Origin of the sequence: Scandinavium sp. M-37, from assembly GCF_043558715.1 — a bacterium.
GTDB lineage: Bacteria > Pseudomonadota > Gammaproteobacteria > Enterobacterales > Enterobacteriaceae > Scandinavium > Scandinavium vulneris_A.
This window is the reverse complement of the sequence record NZ_JBIGIN010000043.1, coordinates 1-22,400: the sequence shown is the minus strand read 5'-3', so window position 1 is coordinate 22,400 and position 22,400 is coordinate 1. Positions and strand designations below refer to the sequence as shown.

General features: G+C 56.4%; 20 protein-coding genes. 13 read left to right on the top strand and 7 right to left on the bottom strand.

The features are described from left to right. The first annotated feature begins 12 nt into the window (after window positions 1-12). Window positions 13-393 (top strand): hypothetical protein, encoded by a 381-nt coding sequence (locus tag ACG0Z5_RS21395; protein WP_394450982.1) that lies wholly within the window; start codon window positions 13-15, stop codon window positions 391-393. A gap of 90 nt (window positions 394-483) precedes the next feature. On the opposite strand, the gene kch is transcribed toward ACG0Z5_RS21395, so the two are convergent. Beyond that, window positions 484-1,662 (bottom strand): voltage-gated potassium channel protein, encoded by a 1,179-nt coding sequence (kch, locus tag ACG0Z5_RS21390; protein WP_394450981.1) that lies wholly within the window; start codon window positions 1,660-1,662, stop codon window positions 484-486. A gap of 165 nt (window positions 1,663-1,827) precedes the next feature. On the opposite strand from kch, the gene agp reads away from it, so the two are divergent. After that, window positions 1,828-3,069, top strand: coding sequence for a bifunctional glucose-1-phosphatase/inositol phosphatase (agp, locus tag ACG0Z5_RS21385; RefSeq protein WP_394450980.1), 1,242 nt, complete (start codon window positions 1,828-1,830; stop codon window positions 3,067-3,069). Between the two features lie 36 nt (window positions 3,070-3,105). Here the strand turns inward: agp and ACG0Z5_RS21380 are convergent, their stop codons facing one another. Next, on the bottom strand, window positions 3,106-3,333 hold the full coding sequence (locus ACG0Z5_RS21380; protein WP_394450979.1) for a YccJ family protein: 228 nt from the start codon (window positions 3,331-3,333) through the stop codon (window positions 3,106-3,108). 21 nt (window positions 3,334-3,354) lie between these two features. Further along, window positions 3,355-3,960: an NAD(P)H:quinone oxidoreductase gene (wrbA, locus tag ACG0Z5_RS21375; RefSeq protein WP_319629899.1), complete on the bottom strand. Its 606-nt coding sequence runs from the start codon at window positions 3,958-3,960 to the stop codon at window positions 3,355-3,357. A gap of 382 nt (window positions 3,961-4,342) precedes the next feature. On the opposite strand from wrbA, the gene ACG0Z5_RS21370 reads away from it, so the two are divergent. The 3 genes from ACG0Z5_RS21370 (at window position 4,343) to rutR (ending at window position 6,243) form a co-directional block, all read left to right on the top strand. Beyond that, window positions 4,343-4,519: a general stress protein gene (locus ACG0Z5_RS21370; RefSeq protein ID WP_394450978.1), complete on the top strand. Its 177-nt coding sequence runs from the start codon at window positions 4,343-4,345 to the stop codon at window positions 4,517-4,519. A gap of 142 nt (window positions 4,520-4,661) precedes the next feature. Then, window positions 4,662-5,594 carry a DMT family transporter gene (locus ACG0Z5_RS21365; protein ID WP_394450977.1) on the top strand — a complete coding sequence of 311 codons (933 nt, stop codon included), beginning with the start codon at window positions 4,662-4,664 and terminating at the stop codon, window positions 5,592-5,594. A 10-nt stretch (window positions 5,595-5,604) separates the two neighbouring features. After that, window positions 5,605-6,243, top strand: a complete 639-nt coding sequence (rutR, locus tag ACG0Z5_RS21360) for an HTH-type transcriptional regulator RutR (RefSeq protein WP_394450976.1) — start codon at window positions 5,605-5,607, stop codon at window positions 6,241-6,243. Here rutR and ACG0Z5_RS21355 read toward each other — a convergent pair. Together ACG0Z5_RS21355 and putA are read right to left on the bottom strand one after the other, a co-directional pair. Continuing rightward, window positions 6,240-6,632: a lysozyme inhibitor LprI family protein gene (locus ACG0Z5_RS21355; RefSeq protein WP_394450975.1), complete on the bottom strand. Its 393-nt coding sequence runs from the start codon at window positions 6,630-6,632 to the stop codon at window positions 6,240-6,242. The genes rutR and ACG0Z5_RS21355 overlap by 4 nt on opposite strands. 82 nt (window positions 6,633-6,714) lie before the next feature. Beyond that, window positions 6,715-10,677, bottom strand: a complete 3,963-nt coding sequence (gene putA / locus ACG0Z5_RS21350) for a trifunctional transcriptional regulator/proline dehydrogenase/L-glutamate gamma-semialdehyde dehydrogenase (protein ID WP_394450999.1) — start codon at window positions 10,675-10,677, stop codon at window positions 6,715-6,717. A gap of 404 nt (window positions 10,678-11,081) precedes the next feature. On the opposite strand from putA, the gene putP reads away from it, so the two are divergent. Both putP and ACG0Z5_RS21340 read left to right on the top strand, forming a co-directional pair. Then, window positions 11,082-12,590, top strand: a complete 1,509-nt coding sequence (gene putP / locus ACG0Z5_RS21345) for a sodium/proline symporter PutP (RefSeq protein ID WP_394450974.1) — start codon at window positions 11,082-11,084, stop codon at window positions 12,588-12,590. Window positions 12,591-12,703: 113 nt separating this feature from the next. Continuing rightward, the gene (locus ACG0Z5_RS21340) at window positions 12,704-13,126 is read left to right on the top strand and encodes a DUF3574 domain-containing protein (protein WP_394450998.1); all 423 of its coding nucleotides are present in this window, start codon (window positions 12,704-12,706) and stop codon (window positions 13,124-13,126) included. A gap of 61 nt (window positions 13,127-13,187) precedes the next feature. On the opposite strand, the gene ACG0Z5_RS21335 is transcribed toward ACG0Z5_RS21340, so the two are convergent. After that, window positions 13,188-14,081, bottom strand: coding sequence for a LysR family transcriptional regulator (locus ACG0Z5_RS21335; protein ID WP_394450973.1), 894 nt, complete (start codon window positions 14,079-14,081; stop codon window positions 13,188-13,190). Between the two features lie 170 nt (window positions 14,082-14,251). Here ACG0Z5_RS21335 and ACG0Z5_RS21330 point away from each other — a divergent pair, with 170 nt between their 5' ends. Then, a complete protein-coding gene (locus ACG0Z5_RS21330; protein WP_394450971.1) occupies window positions 14,252-15,646 on the top strand; it encodes an MFS transporter in 1,395 nt (464 codons plus the stop codon). Continuing rightward, window positions 15,621-16,076, top strand: a complete 456-nt coding sequence (locus ACG0Z5_RS21325; protein ID WP_394450970.1) for a type II 3-dehydroquinate dehydratase — start codon at window positions 15,621-15,623, stop codon at window positions 16,074-16,076. Before ACG0Z5_RS21330 ends, ACG0Z5_RS21325 begins: the two co-directional genes overlap by 26 nt. A 73-nt stretch (window positions 16,077-16,149) precedes the next feature. Here the strand turns inward: ACG0Z5_RS21325 and ACG0Z5_RS21320 are convergent, their stop codons facing one another. Next, the gene (locus ACG0Z5_RS21320) at window positions 16,150-17,334 is read right to left on the bottom strand and encodes a NupC/NupG family nucleoside CNT transporter (RefSeq protein WP_319629910.1); all 1,185 of its coding nucleotides are present in this window, start codon (window positions 17,332-17,334) and stop codon (window positions 16,150-16,152) included. A 250-nt stretch (window positions 17,335-17,584) separates the two neighbouring features. Between ACG0Z5_RS21320 and efeU the strand changes: the two genes are divergently transcribed. The 4 genes from efeU (at window position 17,585) to phoH (ending at window position 22,104) form a co-directional block, all read left to right on the top strand. After that, window positions 17,585-18,415 carry an iron uptake transporter permease EfeU gene (gene efeU, locus ACG0Z5_RS21315; protein ID WP_394450968.1) on the top strand — a complete coding sequence of 277 codons (831 nt, stop codon included), beginning with the start codon at window positions 17,585-17,587 and terminating at the stop codon, window positions 18,413-18,415. Between the two features lie 56 nt (window positions 18,416-18,471). Next, window positions 18,472-19,599 (top strand): iron uptake system protein EfeO, encoded by a 1,128-nt coding sequence (efeO, locus tag ACG0Z5_RS21310; RefSeq protein WP_394450966.1) that lies wholly within the window; start codon window positions 18,472-18,474, stop codon window positions 19,597-19,599. A 6-nt stretch (window positions 19,600-19,605) separates the two neighbouring features. Beyond that, window positions 19,606-20,889 (top strand): iron uptake transporter deferrochelatase/peroxidase subunit, encoded by a 1,284-nt coding sequence (gene efeB / locus ACG0Z5_RS21305; RefSeq protein WP_394450964.1) that lies wholly within the window; start codon window positions 19,606-19,608, stop codon window positions 20,887-20,889. Window positions 20,890-21,315: 426 nt separating this feature from the next. Then, window positions 21,316-22,104 carry a phosphate starvation-inducible protein PhoH gene (gene phoH / locus ACG0Z5_RS21300; protein WP_319629914.1) on the top strand — a complete coding sequence of 263 codons (789 nt, stop codon included), beginning with the start codon at window positions 21,316-21,318 and terminating at the stop codon, window positions 22,102-22,104. Window positions 22,105-22,400: the final 296 nt, after the last annotated feature.

Here is a 22,400-nt window from a genome sequence, read left to right as displayed (position 1 = left end):
GGAATACAGATAATGAAAAAGACTGCAATTGCACTGTCCCTTATGTTTATCACTACCGGCGCGCTGGCGCAGGGTGAAATTCAGCATGCTACAGACGACACCGTTCAGGCCGCCCATCAGGGGGCCGATACAGCAAAAGAAAAACTGCATAAGACCGAGCACCGCACCCAGGAGCAGGTGAATAAAGCGCAAAGCGACGGTTCTGCGACCGACAACATCAAGCAGGACAGCCAGAAAGCGTGGAACCGCACCAAAGAGGGGAGCGAGAAGGCGTGGGATAAAACCAAGCAGGGCTCTGAAAAAGCCTGGAACGCGACCAAAGAAGGCAGCGCCAAAGCCTGGGATAAAACCAAAGCCGGTGCGGAAGACGTGAAGAAAAGCGTGACCGAATAATTAATCTTCTAAACTGCCCGGCGGCGCTGGGCTTGCGCGAGCCTACTGATTTGGTAGGCCTGGCAAGCGTAGCGCAGCCGGGCATTTTATTTAATGCCCATCCTGGAACAGCAGTTCCATCAGATTATCGGTATCCATATTTTCTCCGCTGAGCTTACGCAGCAGCATTTCGCTGGCGAGGGTTTGCAGCGAGAAAACGATATCCGGCTGAACGCGTTTAATCTTTTTCAGGTTTTTATCGGAATTGACCAGCGCCAGAATTTTGGTCTCCGGTCCCACCACTTCTTTCGCCGCCAGCACAATAAACGCGTTATCAGAATCGTCATTGCGCAGCACCAGAATATAACGCGCTTTATCCGCGCCCGCGTCCCGCAGGGTTTTGTCTGACGATGGGTCATCGGTAATCAGATCGGTATCCGGCGGATAATCGTGGGCCACGCCGGGCGGAACGATCACCGTCACGGTATCCCCGCGCTCTTTCAGGCCGTTATAAACGCTCAGCGCCAGTGGAGTCGCGCCGATAATGATCATGTGATTTTTGCGCATAGCGTGTGAAATTCTTCCTTTAATCATACGTTTGAGGTTGCCCCCAATCACCGGACCGATAATCGCACTGATCGACGTGGCAAACACGGTGATGCCCAGAATAATAATCGAGACGGTGAACAGGCGTGCCGACGGGGTGGCCGGCACGATATCGCCAAAACCGACGGTAGACATACTGACCGTCGAAAAATAGAGCGCGGTCGACAGCTCATCAATCACCGGGTGGAACTCTTCCCCCAGATACAGCGAGCCGCACAGGGCGTAGGTCAGCAGCGAGGCAAAGCTTATCAGCGCGAACAGCGTCCCGGCCGCCAGGCTCGACTGGCTGAACTCGCGCCAGAACCACAGCAGGCACAGGCAATCGAACAGCGCAAAGTTGCCGATATGCTGGCTGCCGCCCGGCAGTAAATAGTTAAACAGCGCCACGGCGACCAGCAGAATCAATGTAAATGACCACGCCACCCGCGCACGCAGGAACAGACCTATACTCATCAGCACCATCGCGATGCCGAGCACCACCTGAGGCAGCGTCAGCAGACCGAAGGTCGAAATGAGATCTTTCCAGCCGGTAAAGGTGCCCCGCGCCTGCGGGATGAAATGGTAAATGTGCAGCAGCAGCGGTTTGAGAAACACGCAGCCAATAACCAGCGTCAGCAGCCCAATACAGCGGTGGGGCGGCAAAACCGTTTTAATCGTGCTGAGTTTTTTGAATAACGTATTCATGGGGATCCCTGACTCATCTGCGGAAAATGTAGCACAGGACCTGCCGGATGAGGGCATCTCGGCCCGCAACCGAAGATAAAATCGCCAGTTTGCGGCGCGCTTCCCGGTAAGTTGTCATAATTCTGTCACACTTAAGGCAATTCATTAACGCATGAGGACCAAGGAATGAGAAAAAGCGCACTGGCGGTGGTGGTAATGGGGGCTTTACTGGCGTCCTTCGGGGGGCAGGCACAAACCGCGCCGCAGGGTTATCAACTCCAGCAGGTGTTAATCATGAGTCGACACAATCTGCGTGCCCCGCTCGCCAATAACGGCAGCGTGCTCGAACAATCCACGCCAAACAAATGGCCAGAGTGGGATGTGCCAGGTGGACAGCTGACCACCAAAGGCGGCGTGCTCGAAGTGTATATGGGCCATTACATGCGCGAATGGTTGGCCGAGCAGGGGATGGTTACCGCCGGGGAGTGTCCGCCGTCTGACGCCGTGTATGCCTACGCCAACAGCCTGCAACGCACCGTGGCGACGGCGCAGTTCTTTATCACCGGCGCGTTCCCGGGCTGCGATGTCCCGGTTCATCATCAGGAAAAAATGGGCACCATGGACCCGACCTTCAACCCGGTGATCACCGATTCCTCTCCGGCGTTTGGCCAGCAGGCGGTGAAGGCAATGGCGGAAGAGCGGCAGAAGATGAATCTTGGCGAAAGCTACAAGCTGCTGGAGAAGATCGTCGACTATCAGAACTCGCCAACCTGCAAAGAGAAAAAGGCCTGTTCGCTGAGCGATGAGAAAGACACCTTCAGCGCGCCGTTTGAGAAAGAGCCGGGCGTGTCCGGGCCGCTGAAAATCGGTAACTCGCTGGTAGACGCTTTCACGCTGCAATACTACGAAGGGTTCCCGCTCGATCAGGTGGCGTGGGGGGAGATCAAAAGCGATCAGCAGTGGCGCGTGCTCTCAGAGTTGAAAAACGGCTATCAGGACAGCCTGTTTACCTCGCCGGAGGTGGCGCGCAATGTGGCTGCACCGCTGGTGAAATACATTGATAAAACGCTGGTGACCGATGCCAGCAAAGCGGCGAAAGTCACGCTGCTGGTCGGGCACGACTCCAACATCGCGTCGCTGTTAATGGCGCTGGATTTCAAACCCTATCAGCTGCATGACCAGTACGAACGTACCCCGATTGGCGGCAAAATCGTCTTCCAGCGCTGGCATGATACCAGCGGTAATCGTGAACTGATGAAAATTGAGTATGTCTATCAGAGCACCAAACAGCTGCGAAACGCCGATGCGCTGACCCTGCAAGCCCCGCCGCAGCGCGTGACGCTGGAACTGAAAGGCTGCCCGGTGGATGCGGAGGGTTTCTGTCCGGTGGATAAATTCAATGCGGTGTTAAATAACGCGGCGAAATAAAAGCAGACTCCCCCGCAGGACGGGGGAGTTATTGTTTTAGACGTTTTTACGTTCGATAGTTTGTTCGCCCCAGAACAGCGCGTCTTTATCGGTTTTATCGAAGGCGCGCGTCAGCACTTCATCGCTGCCTTCCTCCCAGATTTTCTCCGCCAGTTTTTCATCGTACTGCGCCACTTCAAAAATGGCTTCCGCGATTTCCGGCGAGGTATTACGCAAGCTGGCCCATTCGCCCACGCGATGCGCTTTGGATTCCTGTGTTGGCATATCACTCCTCCTTACAGAAGATTACGCTTTAAATTTCACGGCCAAATTGGCAACGTGTTCACCCTGATAGCGAGCAATTGACAGCTCTTCCTGGCTTGGCTGACGGGAACCGTCCCCGCCTGCAATGGTGGTGGCGCCATACGGCGTACCGCCGCGGACTTGAGAAACGTCAAACAGTTCCTGCGCGGCATAGCCAATTGGCACAATAATCATCCCGTGATGGGCAAGGGTGGTCCAGGTGGAGGTAATGGTTTGTTCCTGGCCGCCGCCGGTGCCGGTAGAACTGAACACGCTGGCGAGTTTGCCGTACAGTGCGCCCGAGGCCCACAGGCCGCCGGTTTGATCGAGGAAGGTGCGCATTTGCCCGGCCATATTGCCGAAGCGGGTCGGGGTGCCGATAATAATGGCATCGTAATCAGCCAGCTCCTGCGGCGTAGCCACCGGGGCGGTATGCGTTTTCCCGCCCGCTTTGGCGAACACTTCCGCCGACATGGTTTCCGGCACGCGTTTCACCGTCACATCAACGCCATCCACCCTGTTCGCACCTTCCGCAACGGCTTGCGCCATTGTTTCGATGTGTCCGTACATGGAATAGAAAAGAACCAGAATTTTTGCGTTTCCACTCATAGCCTTATTCTCCGTAATGACACTGTGTTTTAGCCCAAGACTTCTGAAAGTGTTGGTCACAGAGTGGCTAAGGTCAACCTTGTGCAGCGGATAACCTGAGGATAGCGGTGGCACGGCGTGAGGTTTGTAGCACAATGACACACTTTCCTGACGGTATTTTTTGCAAGTCATAAGAATCGCTTATGCACCACGCAGCGGCAATCTCACCCTTTATGCCTGGGGCATGTTGCAGGATATTACCGTTTGCTGGAGGAATGAGCGGGTTCCACTAAGCTTAGTTCCACGCGGCAACGAACAGGGTGTTGCCCTGAGGTCGCGCAGTGGAATCTTCCACACTCACGTAATGCAATATGATGTCTGACCAATTGATTGGAGGTCCGTAATGGCAAACCATCGTGGCGGTTCCGGCAACTTTGCCGAAGACCGTGATAGAGCATCAGAAGCAGGTCGTAAAGGTGGCCAGCACAGCGGGGGGAACTTCAAAAACGATCCTCAACGCGCCTCTGAAGCGGGCAAAAAAGGGGGTAAGAACAGCCGCGGCAGCAATCGTAACAGCTAGTGGTCTGACGCCGTATGATGTGGCGACCTGAGCCCATCAATCCCCGCCGCCGGGTTATCCCGGCGGTTTTTTCATTTCTGGTGGTTGCAGAGCCTGGTGGGAATCTGCAAACTGACGGGCTGAATGTCATCCCGGCGGTGTTATGTCCCTTCTGTCTCGCTATCAATTTTCGATAAAACCTCAGGAAGCGCTCCTGATTGTGATAACCATGTTCTGGGGCGGCACGTTCCTCGCGGTGCAATACGCCGTGACGCTGAGCGATCCCTTCTTCTTTGTTGGCCTGCGTTTTGCCACGGCGGCTTTGGCTGTGGGGTTGCTGTCCTGGCGGCGGCTTGGCGGGTTAACCCGGCTTGAGCTGAAAGCGGGGGTGGTCATCGGCATGGCTATCGCGTTTGGCTACAGCCTGCAAACCTGGGGCTTACAGTCCATATCCAGCAGTAAATCCGCCTTTATTACCGCGATGTACGTTCCGTTGGTGCCCCTGCTGCAATGGCTGTGTCTGGGGCGGATGCCGGGTTTAATGTCCTGCATTGGCATTGCGCTGGCGTTTATCGGCCTGATGCTGCTGGCCGGCCCGGAAGGCAATGTATTAGCGCTGGGCGCAGGGGAGTTAATCACCCTTGCAGGCGCGCTGGCGATCGCCGCAGAAATCATTTTAATCAGCGCCTGGGCCGGGAAGGTCGATGTGCGTCGGGTGACGGTGGTTCAGCTGGCGACCGCCTCGCTGGTGGCCTTCACCATGATGGTGCCTGCGGGCGAATCGGTGCCGTCCTTTTCACCGGGCCTGCTGGCGGTGGCGCTGGGGCTGGGCATTTTCAGCGCCATTATTCAGGTGGTGATGAACTGGGCCCAGCGCAGCGTGTCGCCGACCCGGGCGACGGTCATTTATACCGGTGAGCCGGTGTGGGCGGGTATTTTTGGCCGTATGGCGGGCGAGCGTTTACCGATGCTGGCCCTGCTCGGCGCGGCATTTATCATCGCGGGCGTGCTGGTCAGCGAACTAAAATTCAAAAAGAAAAAAGCGTTATCGCCCGTGACGGAAGAGGCGGAAAACAAATGTACGGCGCAGGAATAAGGAGAGCGTGATGGGGCAGACAACTGGCAAGAAAACCGGGAAACGTAGCCAGGCGGTGAGCGCCAAACGAGAAGCCATTCTGACGGCGGCGTTAAACACCTTCTCGCAATTCGGCATTCACGGCACCCGGCTGGAGCAGGTGGCGGAGCAGGCGGGGGTGTCAAAAACCAATCTGCTCTATTACTACCCGTCGAAAGAAGCGCTGTATGTTGCGGTAATGCGCAATATCCTCGATATCTGGCTGGCCCCGCTGCGCGCCTTTCGCCAGGAGTTCACCCCGCTGGCGGCGATTGGCGAATACATTCGCCTCAAGCTGGAAGTCTCCCGCGATCACCCGGAAGCTTCACGGCTGTTCTGCCTTGAGATGTTGCAGGGTGCGCCGCTGTTAATGGCAGAGCTGACAGGGGATTTGAAATCATTGGTCGATGAAAAATCGGCGATTATTTCGGCCTGGGTCAGCGAGGGAAAACTGGCCCCGATCGACCCTAATCATCTGATCTTCATGATTTGGGCCGCCACCCAGCACTACGCGGATTTTTCCACGCAGGTGGAGGCGGTCACCGGTAAAACGTTGCGCGATGAAACCTTCTTCCAGCAAACGGTGGAGAACGTGCAGCGCATGATAATCGAAGGGATCCGCCTGCGTTAGCGCGGGGGGAAAACGCAGCTCACATCGCCTTCTTCACAGCTGAGGGTGCTCTTCAGCAGCTCGGTGCGTTCGCGGGTTTTGTCAGTCATGCACTGCGCGTGAACCATCGGGGCGACGGATGCGCCGTCAGCGCCGGAGGTTAAAAACGCGCAGTCGGCATCTCGAAAAGCAATCCACGCCTTTTGCGCCGCTTTGAGCTGGGTTTTCTGCGTGTCGGTGGCGAGTTTCATCGCCTCTTTGTAGGTCTGATTCAGCAGGTCATCCTGCTTTTTATAGTCGTTGCTGGCGCACGCGTTCAGTGCAGCCTGTGAGGTGGCATTGTCACAATCTTCCGCCAGAACGGAGGTGCTGATAAGCAGTGCGGCAGCGGCGATAATACTCAATTTCATCGTGTTTTCTCCAAAAAAAAGCCCGGTGGCGCTGTCGCGTACCGGGCCTACAGGGGCGCGTTGCCCCTAATTAATCACAACCTTAACCGATTGTCATCAGGCTGGCGTTGCCCCCGGCTGCAGCGGTGTTGACGCTCAGCGAGCGTTCAACGTACAGACGTTCCAGCAGCAGGTTGGTTTCGCCGCGGGCGAAGCCCTGCACAGAGATGATAGCCCCGTCGCGGGCCGCCACCTGCTGGCACAGCTCGCGCAGCTGATCGGAGTCACCGTGGTAGATAACCGCGTCAAAATCTTCCCCGGTAATCTGCTCGCGTTTGGCGAAACGAATCCGCTCGCTCACCGCTTTCGGCAACTGTTTAACCAGCGTGCGGTGCAGGCTTTCATCCGGCCACAGCACTTCGCTGCCGACGGCAGTCACGGCGGCGAGTTGCGTCAGCGCGTCGTCTTCGCTATCCGCCAGACATAGCACGCGTTCGCGCGGCATCAGCGTCCAGCTGTTGCGTTCCCCGGTCGGGCCAGGCAGCAGACGCTGGGTTCCCGCCTGGGCCAGTTCGCCATAACGATCGCACAGGGTTTTCAGCGCCGGACGGCTGCCAGCCCACTCGCGCAATGCCATCAGAGGCTGTTCGAGCAGCGTTTTCAGCTGAGCATCAACCGGGTGATCGGCATCCTGACGGTTGAGGGTAGTGAGCAGTGCATCGTCCGGGCGGCTCGACAGCAGGCGATACAGATACATCGGTCCCCCGGCTTTTGGCCCGGTGCCGGATAATCCTTCCCCGCCAAACGGTTGTACCCCGACTACCGCCCCTACCATGTTGCGGTTGACGTACAGGTTGCCGACGTGAGCGCTGCCCGTGACCTGAGCGATGGTTTCGTCGATACGGGTATGCACCCCTAATGTCAGGCCGTAGCCGGAGGCGTTAATCTGCGAGACCAGCGCGGGCAGTTCGTTGCGGCGATAGCGGACCACGTGCAGCACCGGTCCGAACACCTCTTTTTGCAGCTCATCAAAACTGTCCAGTTCGATAAGCGTTGGCGGCACAAATGTCCCGTGCGCCCATTCCCGGCGATCGTCGCTGTTATCGCGCACCGCCTGGAACACCGGACGGCCTTTAGCACGCAGGGCCTGAATATGACGCTCGATATTGCCCTTCGCTTCGGCATCAATCACCGGGCCGATGTCAGTGGTCATACGGCCTGGATTGCCCATTCGACATTCCGCCATCGCGCCTTTCAGCATGGTCAGGGTGTGGTCGGCAATTTCATCCTGCAAGCACAGGACGCGCAGGGCAGAACAGCGCTGCCCGGCACTGTCGAACGCCGAGGCCACCACGTCCACCACCACCTGTTCGGTCAGGGCTGACGAGTCGACAATCATCGCGTTCATACCGCCGGTTTCGGCGATCAGCGGCGTTGGACGCCCCTGCGGATCAAGCCGGCTGGCAATATTGCGTTGCAGCAGGGTGGCCACGTCGGTGGAACCGGTAAACATCACCCCGCGCACGCGGCTGTCAGAGGTCAACTGCGCCCCGACGGTTTCGCCCCGGCCCGGCAGGAGTTGCACCACGCCTGCGGGTACGCCCGCTTCCAGCAGAATGTTGATCCCCTGGGCGGCAATCAGCGGCGTTTGCTCCGCCGGTTTGGCCAGCACGCTGTTCCCGGCGGCGAGGGCGGCGGCAATTTGTCCGGTGAAAATCGCCAGCGGGAAGTTCCACGGGCTGATGCACACCACCGGGCCAAGCGGGCGATGGGTTTCGTTGGCGAAATCGTCGCGCACCTGCCCGGCGTAGTAATGCAGGAAATCGACCGCTTCACGCACTTCGGCGATGGCGTTGCTAAAGGTTTTGCCCGCTTCGCGCACCAGGATGCCCATCAACTGCTGCATCTGACCTTCCATCAACACCGCGGCGCGTTCCAGAATCGCGGCGCGCTCCTGCGGCGGGGTAGCGAACCAGATAGGCGCATTGTTCACCGCGTTGGTGAGGGCCTGTTCCACTTCGCGCTCGGTGGCATCCCGGGTGTAGCCGACCACATCTTTTGGCTCCGCCGGGTTAATAACCGGCTGCATATCGCCGTCTTCGGTCGGCTGTTCCAGAATCGGTTTTGACTGCCATTTTTGCAGGGCGCTATTGAGCAGCGATGACGAGAGCGACGCCAGACGGTGTTCGTTCGCCAGATCCAGCCCGGCAGAGTTGTCCCGCCCTTCGCCGTACAAATCGCGCGGTAGCGGGATTTTCGGATGCGGCAGCCCGGCCTGACCTTCCTGTTGGGCGAGTTTTTCCACCGCGCTCACCGGGTCGGCAACCAGCTCATCCAGCGGCAGGGTGGTGTCGGCGATGCGGTTAACAAACGAGGTGTTGGCCCCGTTTTCCAGCAGACGACGCACCAGATACGCCAGCAGCGTTTCGTGGGTGCCAACCGGGGCATAAATACGGCACGGACGGTTCAGTTTGCCCTCGGCAATTTTCCCGACCACCTGCTCGTACAGCGGTTCGCCCATACCGTGCAGGCACTGGAACTCATACTGACCCGGATAGTAGTTCTGGCCCGCCAGCTGATAAATCGCCGCCAGGGTGTGGGCGTTGTGGGTGGCGAACTGCGGATAAATCAGGTTCGGCACCGCCAGCAGTTTTTTGGCGCAGGCGAGGTAGGACACGTCGGTATACACCTTGCGGGTATACACCGGATAACCTTCGAGCCCATCCATTTGCGCGCGTTTGATTTCGCTGTCCCAGTACGCGCCTTTTACCAGACGGATCATCAGGCGACGACGGCTGCGGGTGGCGAGATCGATCAGGTAGTCAATCACGAACGGACAGCGCTTCATGTAGGCCTGAATCACGAAGCCGATGCCGTTCCAGCCCGCCAGTTCTGGCTCGAAGCACAGTTTTTCCAGCAGATCGAGGGAGATCTCCAGGCGGTCGGCTTCTTCGGCGTCAATGTTGATACCGATATCGTACTGGCGTGCCAGCAGGGTCAGGGATTTCAGACGTGGGTAAAGTTCTTCCATCACCCGGTCATACTGGGCGCGGCTGTAGCGCGGGTGCAGCGCCGACAGCTTAATGGAAATCCCCGGGCCTTCATAAATCCCGCGCCCGTTGGAAGCTTTCCCAATCGAGTGGATCGCCTGCTGATAAGAAACCATATACGCCTGCGCGTCGGCGGCGGTCAGCGCGGCTTCACCCAGCATATCGTAGGAGTAGCGGAAGCCTTTGTCTTCCAGCTTACGGGCATTGGCCAGCGCTTCGGAGATGGTTTCCCCGGTGACGAACTGTTCGCCCATCAGGCGCATCGCCATGTCCACGCCTTTGCGGATCAGCGGTTCGCCGCTCTTACCAATAATGCGGTTCAGGGATCGCGACAGGCTGGCTTCGTTATGGGTCGACACCAGTTTGCCGGTGAACAACAGGCCCCAGGTGGCGGCGTTCACGAACAGCGACGGGCTGCGGCCAATGTGTGACTGCCAGTTGCCGTTGCTGATTTTGTCGCGGATCAGCGCATCGCGGGTGGCTTTGTCAGGGATACGCAGCAGCGCTTCGGCCAGGCACATCAGCGCCACGCCTTCCTGTGAGGAGAGGGAAAATTCCTGCAACAGGCTCTGCACCATGCCCGCGCGACCGCTGGCGGTTTTCTGGTTACGCAGTTTTTCAGCCAGCTGATACGCCAGCTTGTGCGCTTCTTCGGCCACGTTTTGCGGCAGACGTGCCTGCTCCAGTAGCATTGGCACCGCGTCGGTTTCGGCCCGACGCCAGGCGGCGGTAATGGCCGACCGGGTCACCGACTGCGGCAGGATCTGCTCGGCAAATTCGAGGAACGGCTGTGGCGTTTCCTCAACCTGAATCACGCCTTCGTCGCTTTCATTTGCCGCACCAGAGAGCAGGGCAGGCAGTTCCGGTAACGCTTCGTCGTTTTCCAGCTTTTCCAGATAATTAAAGATCGCTTGTTTAATCAGCCAGTGCGGCGTGCGGTCAATGCGGGTTGCCGCGCTTTTAATGCGTTCGCGCGTGGCGTCGTCCAGTTTTACGCCCATGGTGGTGCTGCCCATGCCAGTTACTCCCATTGTTCTTTGCTGCTGCGTTATTGAGTTGCACAGAAATATCTATCATGTTGCAACTTTGTGCAACCGTGTTAAGTGTGACCTGGCCAGCAATCAGGAAAAGCAATGACCTGTTAAATCTTTTTAACATTGAAAAATGAACATCGTTATTGTGAAGAAGCCCGGTTTTATGCGGCGCTTAACACTTTTGCAGGGTGCAACCGATAAAAGCGTGAGCGAGTGCAACCTATAGGAAATTGATCCTGTTGACGGGATGTATTATCTGTAAATGCAGTGTTAAATCGTTTGTGAATAAATTCCGCATACGGCAGGATACGCACCGGCCGTAGCTAAGAACCCGATACTTCGTTCCGGTAAAGGGAAAAAAAACAGCGTTATTCTGGAGATTATTAATGGCTATCAGCACACCGATGATGGTGACCTTTTTGGTTTATATATTTGGCATGATCCTGATTGGATTTATTGCTTGGCGTAACACCAAAAATTTCGATGATTATATTTTAGGTGGCCGCAGTCTGGGCCCTTTTGTTACCGCGCTGTCTGCTGGTGCGTCCGATATGAGCGGCTGGCTGCTGATGGGGCTGCCGGGCGCGATTTTCATCTCCGGGATTTCCGAAAGCTGGATTGCCATTGGCCTGTGTGTCGGGGCATGGATTAACTGGAAGCTGGTGGCCGGGCGTCTGCGCGTGCACACCGAAGTCAACAATAACGCCCTGACGCTGCCGGACTACTTTACCGGTCGCTTCGAAGATAAAAGCCGCGTGCTGCGTATTATCTCCGCGCTGGTGATCCTGCTGTTCTTCACCATCTATTGTGCGTCGGGCATTGTGGCGGGGGCGCGTCTCTTTGAAAGCACCTTCGGCATGAGCTACGAAACCGCACTGTGGGCTGGGGCGGCGGCAACTATCCTCTATACCTTCGTCGGTGGCTTCCTGGCCGTGAGCTGGACGGACACCGTGCAGGCGAGTCTGATGATTTTCGCCCTGATCCTGACCCCGGTGATTGTGATTATCACCGTCGGCGGCTTCGGCGATTCGCTGGAAGTGATTAAGCAAAAGAGCATCGAAAACGTCGACATGCTCAAAGGCCTGAATTTTGTGGCGATCATCTCGCTGATGGGTTGGGGCCTGGGCTACTTCGGTCAGCCGCACATTCTGGCGCGTTTCATGGCGGCGGAATCTCACCACAGCATCGTGCATGCGCGTCGGATCAGTATGACGTGGATGATTCTGTGTCTGGCGGGTGCGGTCTCGGTGGGCTTCTTCGGTATCGCCTTCTTTAATACGCACGCGGATCTGGCGGGAGCGGTGAACCAGAACGCTGAACGGGTGTTTATCGAACTGGCGCAAATCCTGTTCAACCCGTGGATTGCTGGCATCCTGCTATCGGCGATTCTGGCCGCGGTAATGTCGACCCTGAGCTGCCAGCTGCTGGTGTGTTCCAGTGCGATTACCGAAGACCTGTACAAGGCGTTCCTGCGTAAAGGTGCCAGCCAGAAAGAGCTGGTCTGGGTGGGGCGTCTGATGGTGTTGGTGGTTGCGCTGGTGGCGATTGCTCTGGCAGCAAACCCGGAAAACCGCGTGCTGGGCCTGGTGAGCTACGCCTGGGCTGGTTTCGGGGCGGCGTTTGGCCCGGTCGTACTGTTCTCGGTGCTGTGGTCACGTATGACCCGCAACGGAGCACTGGCGGGAATGGTGATTGGGGCTGTGACCGTTATCGTCTGGAAACAGTTCGGTTGGTTGGGCCTGTATGAAATCATCCCTGGTTTCATCTTTGGCAGCATCGGGATTGTGGTCTTTAGCCTGCTGGGCAAAGCCCCGTCGGCGACGATGCAACAACGCTTTGCCGAAGCGGATGCGCATTACCATTCAGCGCCTCCGTCACGCTTACAGCCTGAATAAGCGTCCCTCCTTCACAAGCCCGCGTCAGCGGGCTTTTTGCTTGCTAATTACCTGAAAATGCGCTGATATCTTCCAGCAAAAAACAATGAGGATAGCAGGCAATGACAAGCAACATGAAAATGGGATACGCCGCCATCGCGTTGGCGTTCGCCCTCAGCGGGTGTACGGCACCCTCGCAAAAATCAGGCGCAGACACGCAAAGCTGCAAAGCGGAAAACCAGATGCAGCAAACCACGCTGTTCTTCGGCCTGAGCCGCCCGGCCGGGAAAGACATCACGGCCCAGGAGTGGCAGCAGTTTGTTGATAACGACGTCACGCCGCGCTTCAAAGACGGCCTGACGGTGTTTGATGCGCGCGGACAGTGGCTCGGCAATAACGGCACAGTGGCGCGTGAGCAGAGCAAGGCGCTGATGCTGATTCATGGCAAGGATGCGCAGAGCGAAAGCAATATCGAAGCCCTGCGTGGGGTCTATAAATCCCGCTTTGCGCAGGAATCGGTGATGCGCGTTGACCAGCCGGTGTGCGTGCAGTTCTAAAGAAAATGGCGGGAAATCCCCCTGAGGGACTCCCGCTAATTATCAGTAAACCCGCACCATATTAGACCTTATCAACCCAGCCATGGGCTTCATTGATAAAGTGCTGTACCGCGCTTGAACGCTCATCAATCCTCGAAATCAATAACAAATCACTGACCATTTCCGGTTGTGCTAAGGGCACAATCCGTATCCCGGGCATGGTTAAACCCGTGACTGTTTCAGGCACGATACTCAGTCCAATCCCTGCGGCTACCAACCCGGGAATACTCATCAACGACGGGACGTACATTATGTTCTCGGGATGCAAGTGATTTTGTCGGCACGCCTGTAGGGTGTGTGAGGTCAGGCCGATGCCCGCAGCGTCTTGCAAAAACACGAATTTCTCATGGCGCAGCGTCGACAGGTCGCCAGTAAAACTCTCCGCCAGTTCATGGTTGTCTGGGATGAGCAAAACCAGCCTGGACCGGCTGAATTGATGGGTCCGCAGACGGTCCGGTAGGTGATCTTTAAACACCCTGGCAAAGGCCAGGTCGAGGGTGTGGTTCAGCAACATGTCGAATTGCGTGCTAATACCCGCGTCCACCAGCGACACTTTGACTTCCGGGAAGGAGCTGAAGTAATGCCGCAGTAATTGCGGAAGATGGGCCTCGAACAACGCTGAGTGATAGCCGATATTGAGTTCGCCCACCTCTCCACGCCGGGCTCTCCCGGCAGCGGCTATCGCCAGTTTACTGGACTCGATGGACTGCCGTGCATGGGGCAAAAACGCCTCGCCGGCAGCGGTCAATACCACCCCCCGGTTTTCCCGGCGAAACAGAGCCAGACCCAGCTCGGACTCCAGTGTTCGCATTAATTGGCTCAGTGCTGGTTGCGCAATGCCCAATTGTTCGGCCGCCTTGCTGAAGTGCTGCAAATCAGCGGCGACAGTGAAGGCTTTCAAATGACGCAGTTCCATGGTCCACCTTAATAAGGTTAGCTTATCGATTTATCGTAATTTTGATAATTATTCTGTAGAGGGGATGCGCTAATGTCTATTTACTTCGACGTTTCTTGCCCGCCCTATGCCGGAACGGAGTTGTATGGAAATCCTACCTGCACGCATAAAAATAAAGGACAAACACCTCTATGAACACAACAAGCAACGAGAGTCATGATTTACATATGCCCCGAAAAGCCGTGACCGCCGCAACCATTGGCACTGCTTTGGAATGGTTTGACTTCACGCTGTATGGCGCGGTTTCAGCCACCATTCTACCTAAACTGTTTTTCCCGGCGATGGAACCGACCGCTGGCCTGCTCGCTTCGCTTGCAACCTTCGGTGTGGGTCTGGCTGCTCGCCCGCTGGGGGCGATTACCTGTGGCTACCTCGGTGACAAATTGGGCCGCCGCAACCTGATGCTGGCTACCGTCACCCTGATGGGGCTGGCATCAGTACTGATGGGCCTGTTGCCGACTTATGCGCAGGTTGGCATTTGGGCTCCGATCCTTCTCGTTCTGCTGCGGATCATTCAAGGCTTCGCACTGGGCGGTGAGTCGACCGGGGCACAACTGATGGCGCTGGAGCACGCATCTCCAGACCGACGCGGACGTTATTCGGGGCTGCTCGGCTTGTGTTCACCTCTGAGTCAGATATTAGCCAACGGCGTATTGATGGGGCTGGCCGCGACACTTTCAAGCGAACAGTTCGAAAGCTACGGATGGCGAATCCCCTTCGTCATGAGTTTCGTACTGGTGGTGGTGGCAATCTTTATCCGGCTGAAAGTTGATGAAACCCCGGCATTCATCGCCTTGAAAAAGACCCCGGTCAAGCAGGAACAAAGCCCGCTCAAATCTGCTGTGAGCAGCCACTACAAAACCATCCTGCGCCTGATGTTTTTCTTCTGCTCGCCAGCCGCGCTGTTCTATTTGATAGTGATCTTCTCCCTCAGCTATCTGACCAAGCACCTGGGTTTTAGCCAGTCGACAGGCTTTATGTCATTGATGGTGGCTAACATGTGCGCGATTTTCGGCGCGCTGGCGGGGGGCTATTTGTCAGATCGATGGGGCCGTAAAAAGGCGCTGGCGTTTGGTTCATGCATGACATTGCTGATCCTGTTCGTCTATTTCCCGATTCTTAATACGCTCAACGTCGCCGCCATCATGGCCATCATGGGGTTATTTTTGGGCTTCACCCAGTTTCAGAGCGGTATCCAGCCAGTGGCCTTCGCTGAAGGGTTCCCGACCCAGGTCCGTTATTCGGGTTCCGCACTGGCTTACACCGGCGCCAACCTGCTGATCGGTGGTCCGATGCCAATGATTGCCGTGTGGCTGATGAGTCAGTCGAACAACTCGCCGTGGCCTTTGGTGACGCTGTGCGCCGTAATTAATCTGATCTCGCTGGCCATGATCCTCATCGGTCCTGAAACCCGTGGCATCAACCTGAATACCGTTGCAGCACCCGACACGGATGCGACTCCCGCTCAGCCATCTTTTCAAATAACACAACAGGACGACCATGAACCGCACCGTCTTCATCCTTAACGGCCCTAACCTGAACTTGCTGGGTCGTCGTGAACCGCACATTTATGGGCACACCACGCTCGAGCAGATACGCCAACGCAGTGAACAACTGGCCGGAGAACTTGATTTGGTATGTGATTTCCGCCAGACCAACCATGAAGGCGTGATGGTTGACTGGATTCAAGAAGCCTTCGAGGAGGGGGCTGCCGTGATTATCAACCCGGCTGGCTTCTCGTTTCATTCGATTCCGGTGCTTGATGCCCTGAAGGTGATCCACACGCCGCTGATTGAACTGCATTTGTCGAACATTCATGCACGGGATGAACTGCATCGACACTCAATTATGTCTGGTGCGGTCAACGCAGTGATTTGCGGCATGGGAGCGGAGGGGTATTCTTTGGCCATCCGGGCCGTTAACGACCTGCTGCGCCGTCAGGAGGACAACAACTAACAATGCTCTTCGCGAGTGCTGACCCGGCGGTCTCTTGGCAGATTATTGCCAGAGCCGCCGGGCAGTTATCTGCTTACAGGAACAACCCGGCAAAGCTTGCCGACAGCAAACTTACCAGCGTCGCGCCGTACACCAGGCGCAGACCAAAGCGGGATACCGCGTTGCCCTGTTTCTCGTTCAGCCCCTTAATCGCCCCCGCCACAATGCCGATAGAGGCAAAGTTCGCGAACGACACCAGGAACACCGACAGGATCCCTAAGCCGCGCGGGGTCATCTGGGCGGCAATTTTTTGCAGCTCGATCATCGCCACAAACTCGTTGGCCACCAGTTTGGTCGCCATGATGCTGCCCGCGTTCAGCGCATCGCTGAGTGGAATACCAATCAGCCACGCCAGCGGATAGAAGACGTACCCGAGGATCTGCTGGAAGCTCAGGCCGAATACCGTGGAGAACAGTGCGTTCACCGCGCTAATCAGGGCAATAAAGCCAATCAGCATCGCCAGAATAATCATCGCCACTTTGAAACCGGCGAGAATATATTCCCCGAGCATTTCAAAGAAACTCTGCGATTCGTGCAGCTTCTCGAGTTTAATTTCCGCTTCGGCATCCGGGCGCGTCGGGTTAATCACCGACAGGATAATGAAGGTGCTGAACATATTGAGGATCAGCGCCGCGACCACATATTTCGCGTCGAGCATGGTCATGTACGCACCGACAATCGAGAGCGATACCGTCGACATCGCGGTGGCCGCCATGGTGAACAGACGACGAGAGGAGAGATCGGAGAGCACGCCTTTGTAGGCAATGAAGTTTTCCGATTGGCCGAGGATAATCGAACTCACTGCGTTAAAGGATTCGAGCTTGCCCATGCCGTTGACTTTCGACAGCAGCGTGCCAATGACCCGAATGAAAATCGGCAGAATACGCCAGTGCTGGAGAATACCGATCAGCGCGGAAATAAAGATAATCGGACACAGCACGCCTAAGAAAATAAACGCTAGGCCTTTATCACTCATGCCCCCGAAGACGAAGTTACTGCCTTCTGCCGAGAATTTAAGCAGCGATTCAAATACCCCCGACACGGATTTAATCAGGACTAAACCGCTTTCGGCGTGCAGGAAAAAGAACGCCAGCGCAATTTCAATAATAACGAGCTGCGCGATATAGCGAATACGGATTTTTTTGCGGTCAAAGCTGACCAGCCAGGCAAGGGCAAGGATAACCACCAGCGCCAGCAGGAAGTGAAGAATATTGGCCATTTCAGTCAATTTACAGGTAAACGGGAGGCATATTTAGCCACAGCGCAGCGGCAGCGTAAACGATTACCTGTTAATAAGCTTATAGATTTTACTTCGCACGATAACGATAACCGCAGCAATCTTTTACAACCTGACATCATTCTCCGTACATTTCACTTGTGTTTCTTTGTGCCGTAATGATAATCACTATCACTCATATTTACGAAACTTTGCATCGATTGACTGCGGTTCACACTGAAGGGTTTCAGGCATGTTTGTTCCATTTCTCATTATGTTACGCGAAGGGCTGGAGGCAGCGCTGATTGTTAGCCTGATTGCCAGCTATCTGAAACGCACGCAGCGCGGCCGCTGGATTGGCGTGATGTGGATTGGCGTTGTGCTCGCCGCCGCCCTGTGTCTGGGTCTGGGCATTTTCATCAACGAAACCACCGGTGAATTTCCGCAGAAAGTGCAGGAAATGTTCGAGGGTATCGTGGCGGTGATCGCGGTGTTGATCCTGACCTGGATGGTGTTCTGGATGCGCAAAGTGTCGCGCAACGTGAAGCAGCAGCTGGAAGACGCGGTGGATAACGCGTTGCAGAAAGGCAATAGCCACGGCTGGGCGCTGATCCTGATGGTATTTTTCGCCGTGGCGCGTGAAGGCCTGGAGTCGGTGTTCTTCCTGTTGGCGGCATTCCAGCAGGATCTTGGCATCTGGCCGCCGCTCGGGGCGATACTCGGCCTGGCGACTGCGGTAGTGCTCGGCTTTATGATTTACTGGGGCGGGATTCGACTCAATCTCGGTGCGTTCTTCAAATGGACCAGCCTGTTTATTCTGCTGGTGGCGGCCGGGCTGGCGGCGGGGGCGATCCGTGCCTTCCACGAGGCCGGTCTGTGGAACCATTTCCAGGACGTGGCGTTTGATTTCAGCACCACGCTCTCCACTCACACGCTGTTCGGCACGCTGCTGGAAGGCATTTTCGGCTACCAGGAAGCGCCCAGCGTCAGCGAAGTGGCGGTGTACTTTATCTATCTGATCCCGGCGCTGGTGCTGTTCGCACTGCCGCCTCGCGCTGAAACACGTCCTTCCCGGACGGCGTGATAGGCACCATAACGATTGGCTTTTAGTTACAACATACTTTTTAAAAGGGATGGGTCATGACGATTAATTTCCGCCGTAGTGCGCTGCAGCTGGGCATGGCTGCGCTGTTTTCCTCCGCCTTTGCCTCGCAGGCCGCCGATATTCCGCAGGTGAAGGTCACGGTCACTGACAAACAGTGTGAACCGATGAACATCACCGTCAATGCGGGCAAAACCCAGTTCATCATTCAGAACCATAGCCAGAAAGCGCTGGAGTGGGAAATCCTCAAAGGGGTGATGGTGGTAGAAGAGCGTGAAAATATCGCCCCGGGCTTCACCCAGAAAATGACCGCCAACCTGCAGCCGGGTCAGTATGAAATGACCTGCGGCCTGCTGACTAACCCGAAAGGCACGCTGGTGGTAAAAGGTGAGGCCACTGCGGATGCGGCGAAAGCTAACGCCGTGCTGAGCCTCGGCGATGCGATTGCCGCCTACAAAACCTACGTGACCGCCCAAACCGCCGAACTGGTAAAAGGCACTCAGGCCTTTACCGACGCGGTGAAAGCGGGTGATATCGAAAAAGCCAAATCCCTTTATGCCCCGACGCGTCAGTACTACGAGCGTATCGAACCGATCGCGGAGCTGTTCTCTGACCTCGACGGCAGCATCGATGCCCGTGAAGACGATTATGAGAAGAAAGCGGAAGACCCGAAATTCACCGGTTTCCACCGTCTGGAGAAAGCCCTGTTTGGCGATAACTCCACCAAAGGGATGGACGGTTATGCGACCCAGCTGAACAGCGATGTGCAGGAACTGCAAAAACGCATCAGCGACCTGGCCTTCCCACCGTCAAAAGTGGTCGGCGGTGCAGCGGGCCTGATTGAAGAAGTCGCCGCCAGCAAAATCAGCGGAGAAGAAGATCGTTACAGCCATACCGACCTGTGGGATTTCCAGGCCAACGTTGACGGTGCGCAGAAAATTGTCGACCTGTTGCGTCCTCAGTTGCAGAAAGACAACAGCGCGCTGCTGGCGAAAGTGGACGCCAACTTCAAGAAAGTCGACACCATTCTGGCGAAGTACAAAACCAAAGATGGCTACCAGACTTACGACAAGCTGACCAACGCTGACCGCAATGCGCTGAAAGGGCCAATTACGACGCTGGCAGAAGATCTGGCCCAGCTGCGTGGGATCCTCGGACTGGACTAAGACGTTATGGCACAGAATAAACCGCACGACGTGACCGAGCCGTCCCGTCGTCGATTACTGAAAAATATCGGCGCGCTGGGAGGCGCGCTGGCTCTGACCGGGGGTTGCCCGGTCGCCCATGCGACGAAACCGCACAGCGCGCCGGGGACGCTATCGCCGGATGCCCGGATGGAAACTCAGCCGTTTTATGGACTGCATCAGGCCGGCGTGCTGACCCCTCAGCAGGCCTCGATGATGCTGGTGGCCTTTGACGTGCTGGCGAGCGATAAGGCTGACCTGACGCGGCTGTTCAAACTGCTGACCGACCGCATTGCCTTCCTCACTACCGGGGGGCCTGCGCCGGATACCCCGAACCCGCGGCTGCCGCCGATGGATTCCGGCATTCTCGGGCCATATATCGCCCCGGATAATCTGACCATCACCGTGTCAGTGGGCCAGTCGCTGTTTGATGAGCGCTACGGCCTGGCGCCGCATGCGCCAAAAAAACTCCAGCGCATGACCCGCTTCCCGAATGATTCGCTGGATGCGGCGCTGTGCCATGGTGATCTACTGTTGCAAATCTGCGCCAACACCCAGGACACGGTCATTCATGCCCTGCGCGATATCATCAAGCATTCGCCGGATTTACTGAGCGTGCGCTGGAAGCGAGAAGGGTTTATCTCTGACCACGCTGCGCGCAGCAAAGGTAAAGAGACCCCGGTGAACCTGTTGGGCTTCAAGGATGGCACCGCCAACCCGGACAGCCACGATGCGAAGCTGATGGACAACATCGTATGGGTGACGCACGGGCAGGGTGAACCGGCCTGGGCCACCGGCGGTTCCTACCAGGCGGTGCGGGTGATCGCCTTCCACGTCGAGTTCTGGGACCGCACGCCGCTGAAAGAGCAACAAACCATTTTCGGGCGTGATAAGCATTCCGGCGCCCCGCTGGGGATGCAGCACGAGCACGATGTGCCGGACTATGCCAAGGATCCTGCCGGGGAGGTGATTGCCCTCGACAGCCATATTCGGTTGGCGAATCCGCGCACCCCTGAAACCGAATCCAGCCTGATGATGCGTCGTGGCTACAGCTATTCGCTCGGCGTGACTCATTCGGGTCAGCTGGAGATGGGGCTGCTGTTTGTCTGCTTCCAGCACGATCTTGAAAAAGGGTTTCTGGCTGTACAGAAGCGGCTCAACGGCGAGGCGCTGGAGGAGTACATCAAGCCGATTGGCGGCGGGTACTTCTTTGTGTTGCCAGGGGTGAAAGACCGCACCGGTTATCTCGCGCAGGGCCTGTTGGAAGCCTGATATTCTGTCCTGCCCGCCCGGGCAGGATAGCTTCGGTTGCCCTTAGGTAAAAAATATGTTGCATTTATGATAATTCATGATGTACTTATTACATCAGCGGTAGTTCCCGGCAGTGCGTGAAAGTCGTCACTTAGGAGATCGCGAATGGGTGGGTCCTGTACCGGACATAATAAACGTAAAACCAACCGCACCAGCCAGCGCGGAGGCCTCACCTCCGGCAGCGATTTCTTCGCCACAAAATTCCTCTCTTTTACAGCAACCAATGAGTTCACCCACGATGTGATGCGCGGTGCGCGTAGTCGCGTCATCACGTCTGTTCAACCGGCAAGCAATGGCTTAGAAGGAAGCCAAACCTCAGACGTTAGTGCGCATAATCGTGTCGAATCGGACACGTGTAATGTTGACCAACAACTCAAGGTGCTATCCATGGGAAGACAAAAAGCAGTGATCAAAGCTCGTCGTGAAGCAAAACGTGTGCTGAGACGGGATTCACGCAGTCATAAACAACGTGAAGAAGAATCGGTCACCTCGCTTGTGCAGATGAGTGGCGTAGAAGCAATTGGCATGGCAAGGGACAGTCGTGATCATTCTCCAATTGAAGCGCGCAATGACGCTCAGGCGCACTACCTGAATGCTATCGAGAGTAAACAGCTGATTTTCGCCACCGGCGAAGCGGGGTGTGGGAAAACCTGGATCAGCGCAGCGAAAGCGGCAGAGGCCCTTATTCATAAGGATGTGGAGAGGATAATCGTTACCCGTCCGGTTCTGCAGGCCGATGAAGATCTTGGCTTCTTACCCGGAGACATATCCGAGAAGTTCGCTCCGTATTTCCGCCCGGTCTATGACGTACTGGTCAGAAGGCTGGGGGCGTCCTTCATGCAATACTGCCTGCGCCCGGAAATTGGCAAGGTAGAGATCGCGCCGTTCGCCTATATGCGCGGACGTACATTTGAAAACGCGGTTGTGATTCTGGACGAGGCCCAGAACGTGACCGCAGCGCAAATGAAGATGTTCCTGACGCGCCTCGGGGAAAACGTGACGGTCATCGTCAACGGTGACATCACCCAGTGTGACTTACCGCGGGGTGTGGTGTCTGGCCTGAGCGATGCGCTGGCGCGTTTTGAAGAGGACGATATGGTCGGTGTCGTTCGCTTTAACAAAGAGGATTGCGTGCGATCCGCGCTCTGCCAGCGTACGTTACACGCCTATAACTGAGTTTGGTTTGTCGATATCAAAGCCCGCGTATGCGGGCTTTGCTGTTTTTGGGATGTTTATCGCCTGATGGCGCTTCGCTTATCAGGCCTACGGGTTTTGTATACCCGGTCGGGGATTCTCATCCCCCTTGTCGGGAGAATATAAAAGAAAAAAGCCCGTACTTTCGTACGAGCTTTCATCTCGAATATGGCGGTGAGGGGGGGATTGATTCGCTACGCTCACCCTGCGGGCAGCCCGTCCGCAAGCGTCCGGTCTGTCCAACTGGCTGGCGCCAGTTGTCGAACCCCGGTCGGGGA

What these genes read in the sequence shown, in the direction of transcription:
- ACG0Z5_RS21395 (WP_394450982.1), top strand. Translation starts at nt 13, where the DNA reads ATGAAAAAGACTGCAATTGCACTGTCCCTTATGTTTATCACTACCGGC.
- ACG0Z5_RS21340 (WP_394450998.1), top strand. Translation starts at nt 12,704, where the DNA reads ATGAAAATGGGATACGCCGCCATCGCGTTGGCGTTCGCCCTCAGCGGG.
- putA (WP_394450999.1), bottom strand. Translation starts at nt 10,677, where the DNA reads ATGGGCAGCACCACCATGGGCGTAAAACTGGACGACGCCACGCGCGAA.
- wrbA (WP_319629899.1), bottom strand. Translation starts at nt 3,960, where the DNA reads ATGAGTGGAAACGCAAAAATTCTGGTTCTTTTCTATTCCATGTACGGA.
- ACG0Z5_RS21330 (WP_394450971.1), top strand. Translation starts at nt 14,252, where the DNA reads ATGAACACAACAAGCAACGAGAGTCATGATTTACATATGCCCCGAAAA.
- ACG0Z5_RS21325 (WP_394450970.1), top strand. Translation starts at nt 15,621, where the DNA reads ATGAACCGCACCGTCTTCATCCTTAACGGCCCTAACCTGAACTTGCTG.
- ACG0Z5_RS21365 (WP_394450977.1), top strand. Translation starts at nt 4,662, where the DNA reads ATGTCCCTTCTGTCTCGCTATCAATTTTCGATAAAACCTCAGGAAGCG.
- agp (WP_394450980.1), top strand. Translation starts at nt 1,828, where the DNA reads ATGAGAAAAAGCGCACTGGCGGTGGTGGTAATGGGGGCTTTACTGGCG.
- ACG0Z5_RS21320 (WP_319629910.1), bottom strand. Translation starts at nt 17,334, where the DNA reads ATGGCCAATATTCTTCACTTCCTGCTGGCGCTGGTGGTTATCCTTGCC.
- ACG0Z5_RS21380 (WP_394450979.1), bottom strand. Translation starts at nt 3,333, where the DNA reads ATGCCAACACAGGAATCCAAAGCGCATCGCGTGGGCGAATGGGCCAGC.
- phoH (WP_319629914.1), top strand. Translation starts at nt 21,316, where the DNA reads ATGGGAAGACAAAAAGCAGTGATCAAAGCTCGTCGTGAAGCAAAACGT.
- ACG0Z5_RS21335 (WP_394450973.1), bottom strand. Translation starts at nt 14,081, where the DNA reads ATGGAACTGCGTCATTTGAAAGCCTTCACTGTCGCCGCTGATTTGCAG.
- efeO (WP_394450966.1), top strand. Translation starts at nt 18,472, where the DNA reads ATGACGATTAATTTCCGCCGTAGTGCGCTGCAGCTGGGCATGGCTGCG.
- kch (WP_394450981.1), bottom strand. Translation starts at nt 1,662, where the DNA reads ATGAATACGTTATTCAAAAAACTCAGCACGATTAAAACGGTTTTGCCG.
- efeU (WP_394450968.1), top strand. Translation starts at nt 17,585, where the DNA reads ATGTTTGTTCCATTTCTCATTATGTTACGCGAAGGGCTGGAGGCAGCG.
- ACG0Z5_RS21355 (WP_394450975.1), bottom strand. Translation starts at nt 6,632, where the DNA reads ATGAAATTGAGTATTATCGCCGCTGCCGCACTGCTTATCAGCACCTCC.
- rutR (WP_394450976.1), top strand. Translation starts at nt 5,605, where the DNA reads ATGGGGCAGACAACTGGCAAGAAAACCGGGAAACGTAGCCAGGCGGTG.
- ACG0Z5_RS21370 (WP_394450978.1), top strand. Translation starts at nt 4,343, where the DNA reads ATGGCAAACCATCGTGGCGGTTCCGGCAACTTTGCCGAAGACCGTGAT.
- efeB (WP_394450964.1), top strand. Translation starts at nt 19,606, where the DNA reads ATGGCACAGAATAAACCGCACGACGTGACCGAGCCGTCCCGTCGTCGA.
- putP (WP_394450974.1), top strand. Translation starts at nt 11,082, where the DNA reads ATGGCTATCAGCACACCGATGATGGTGACCTTTTTGGTTTATATATTT.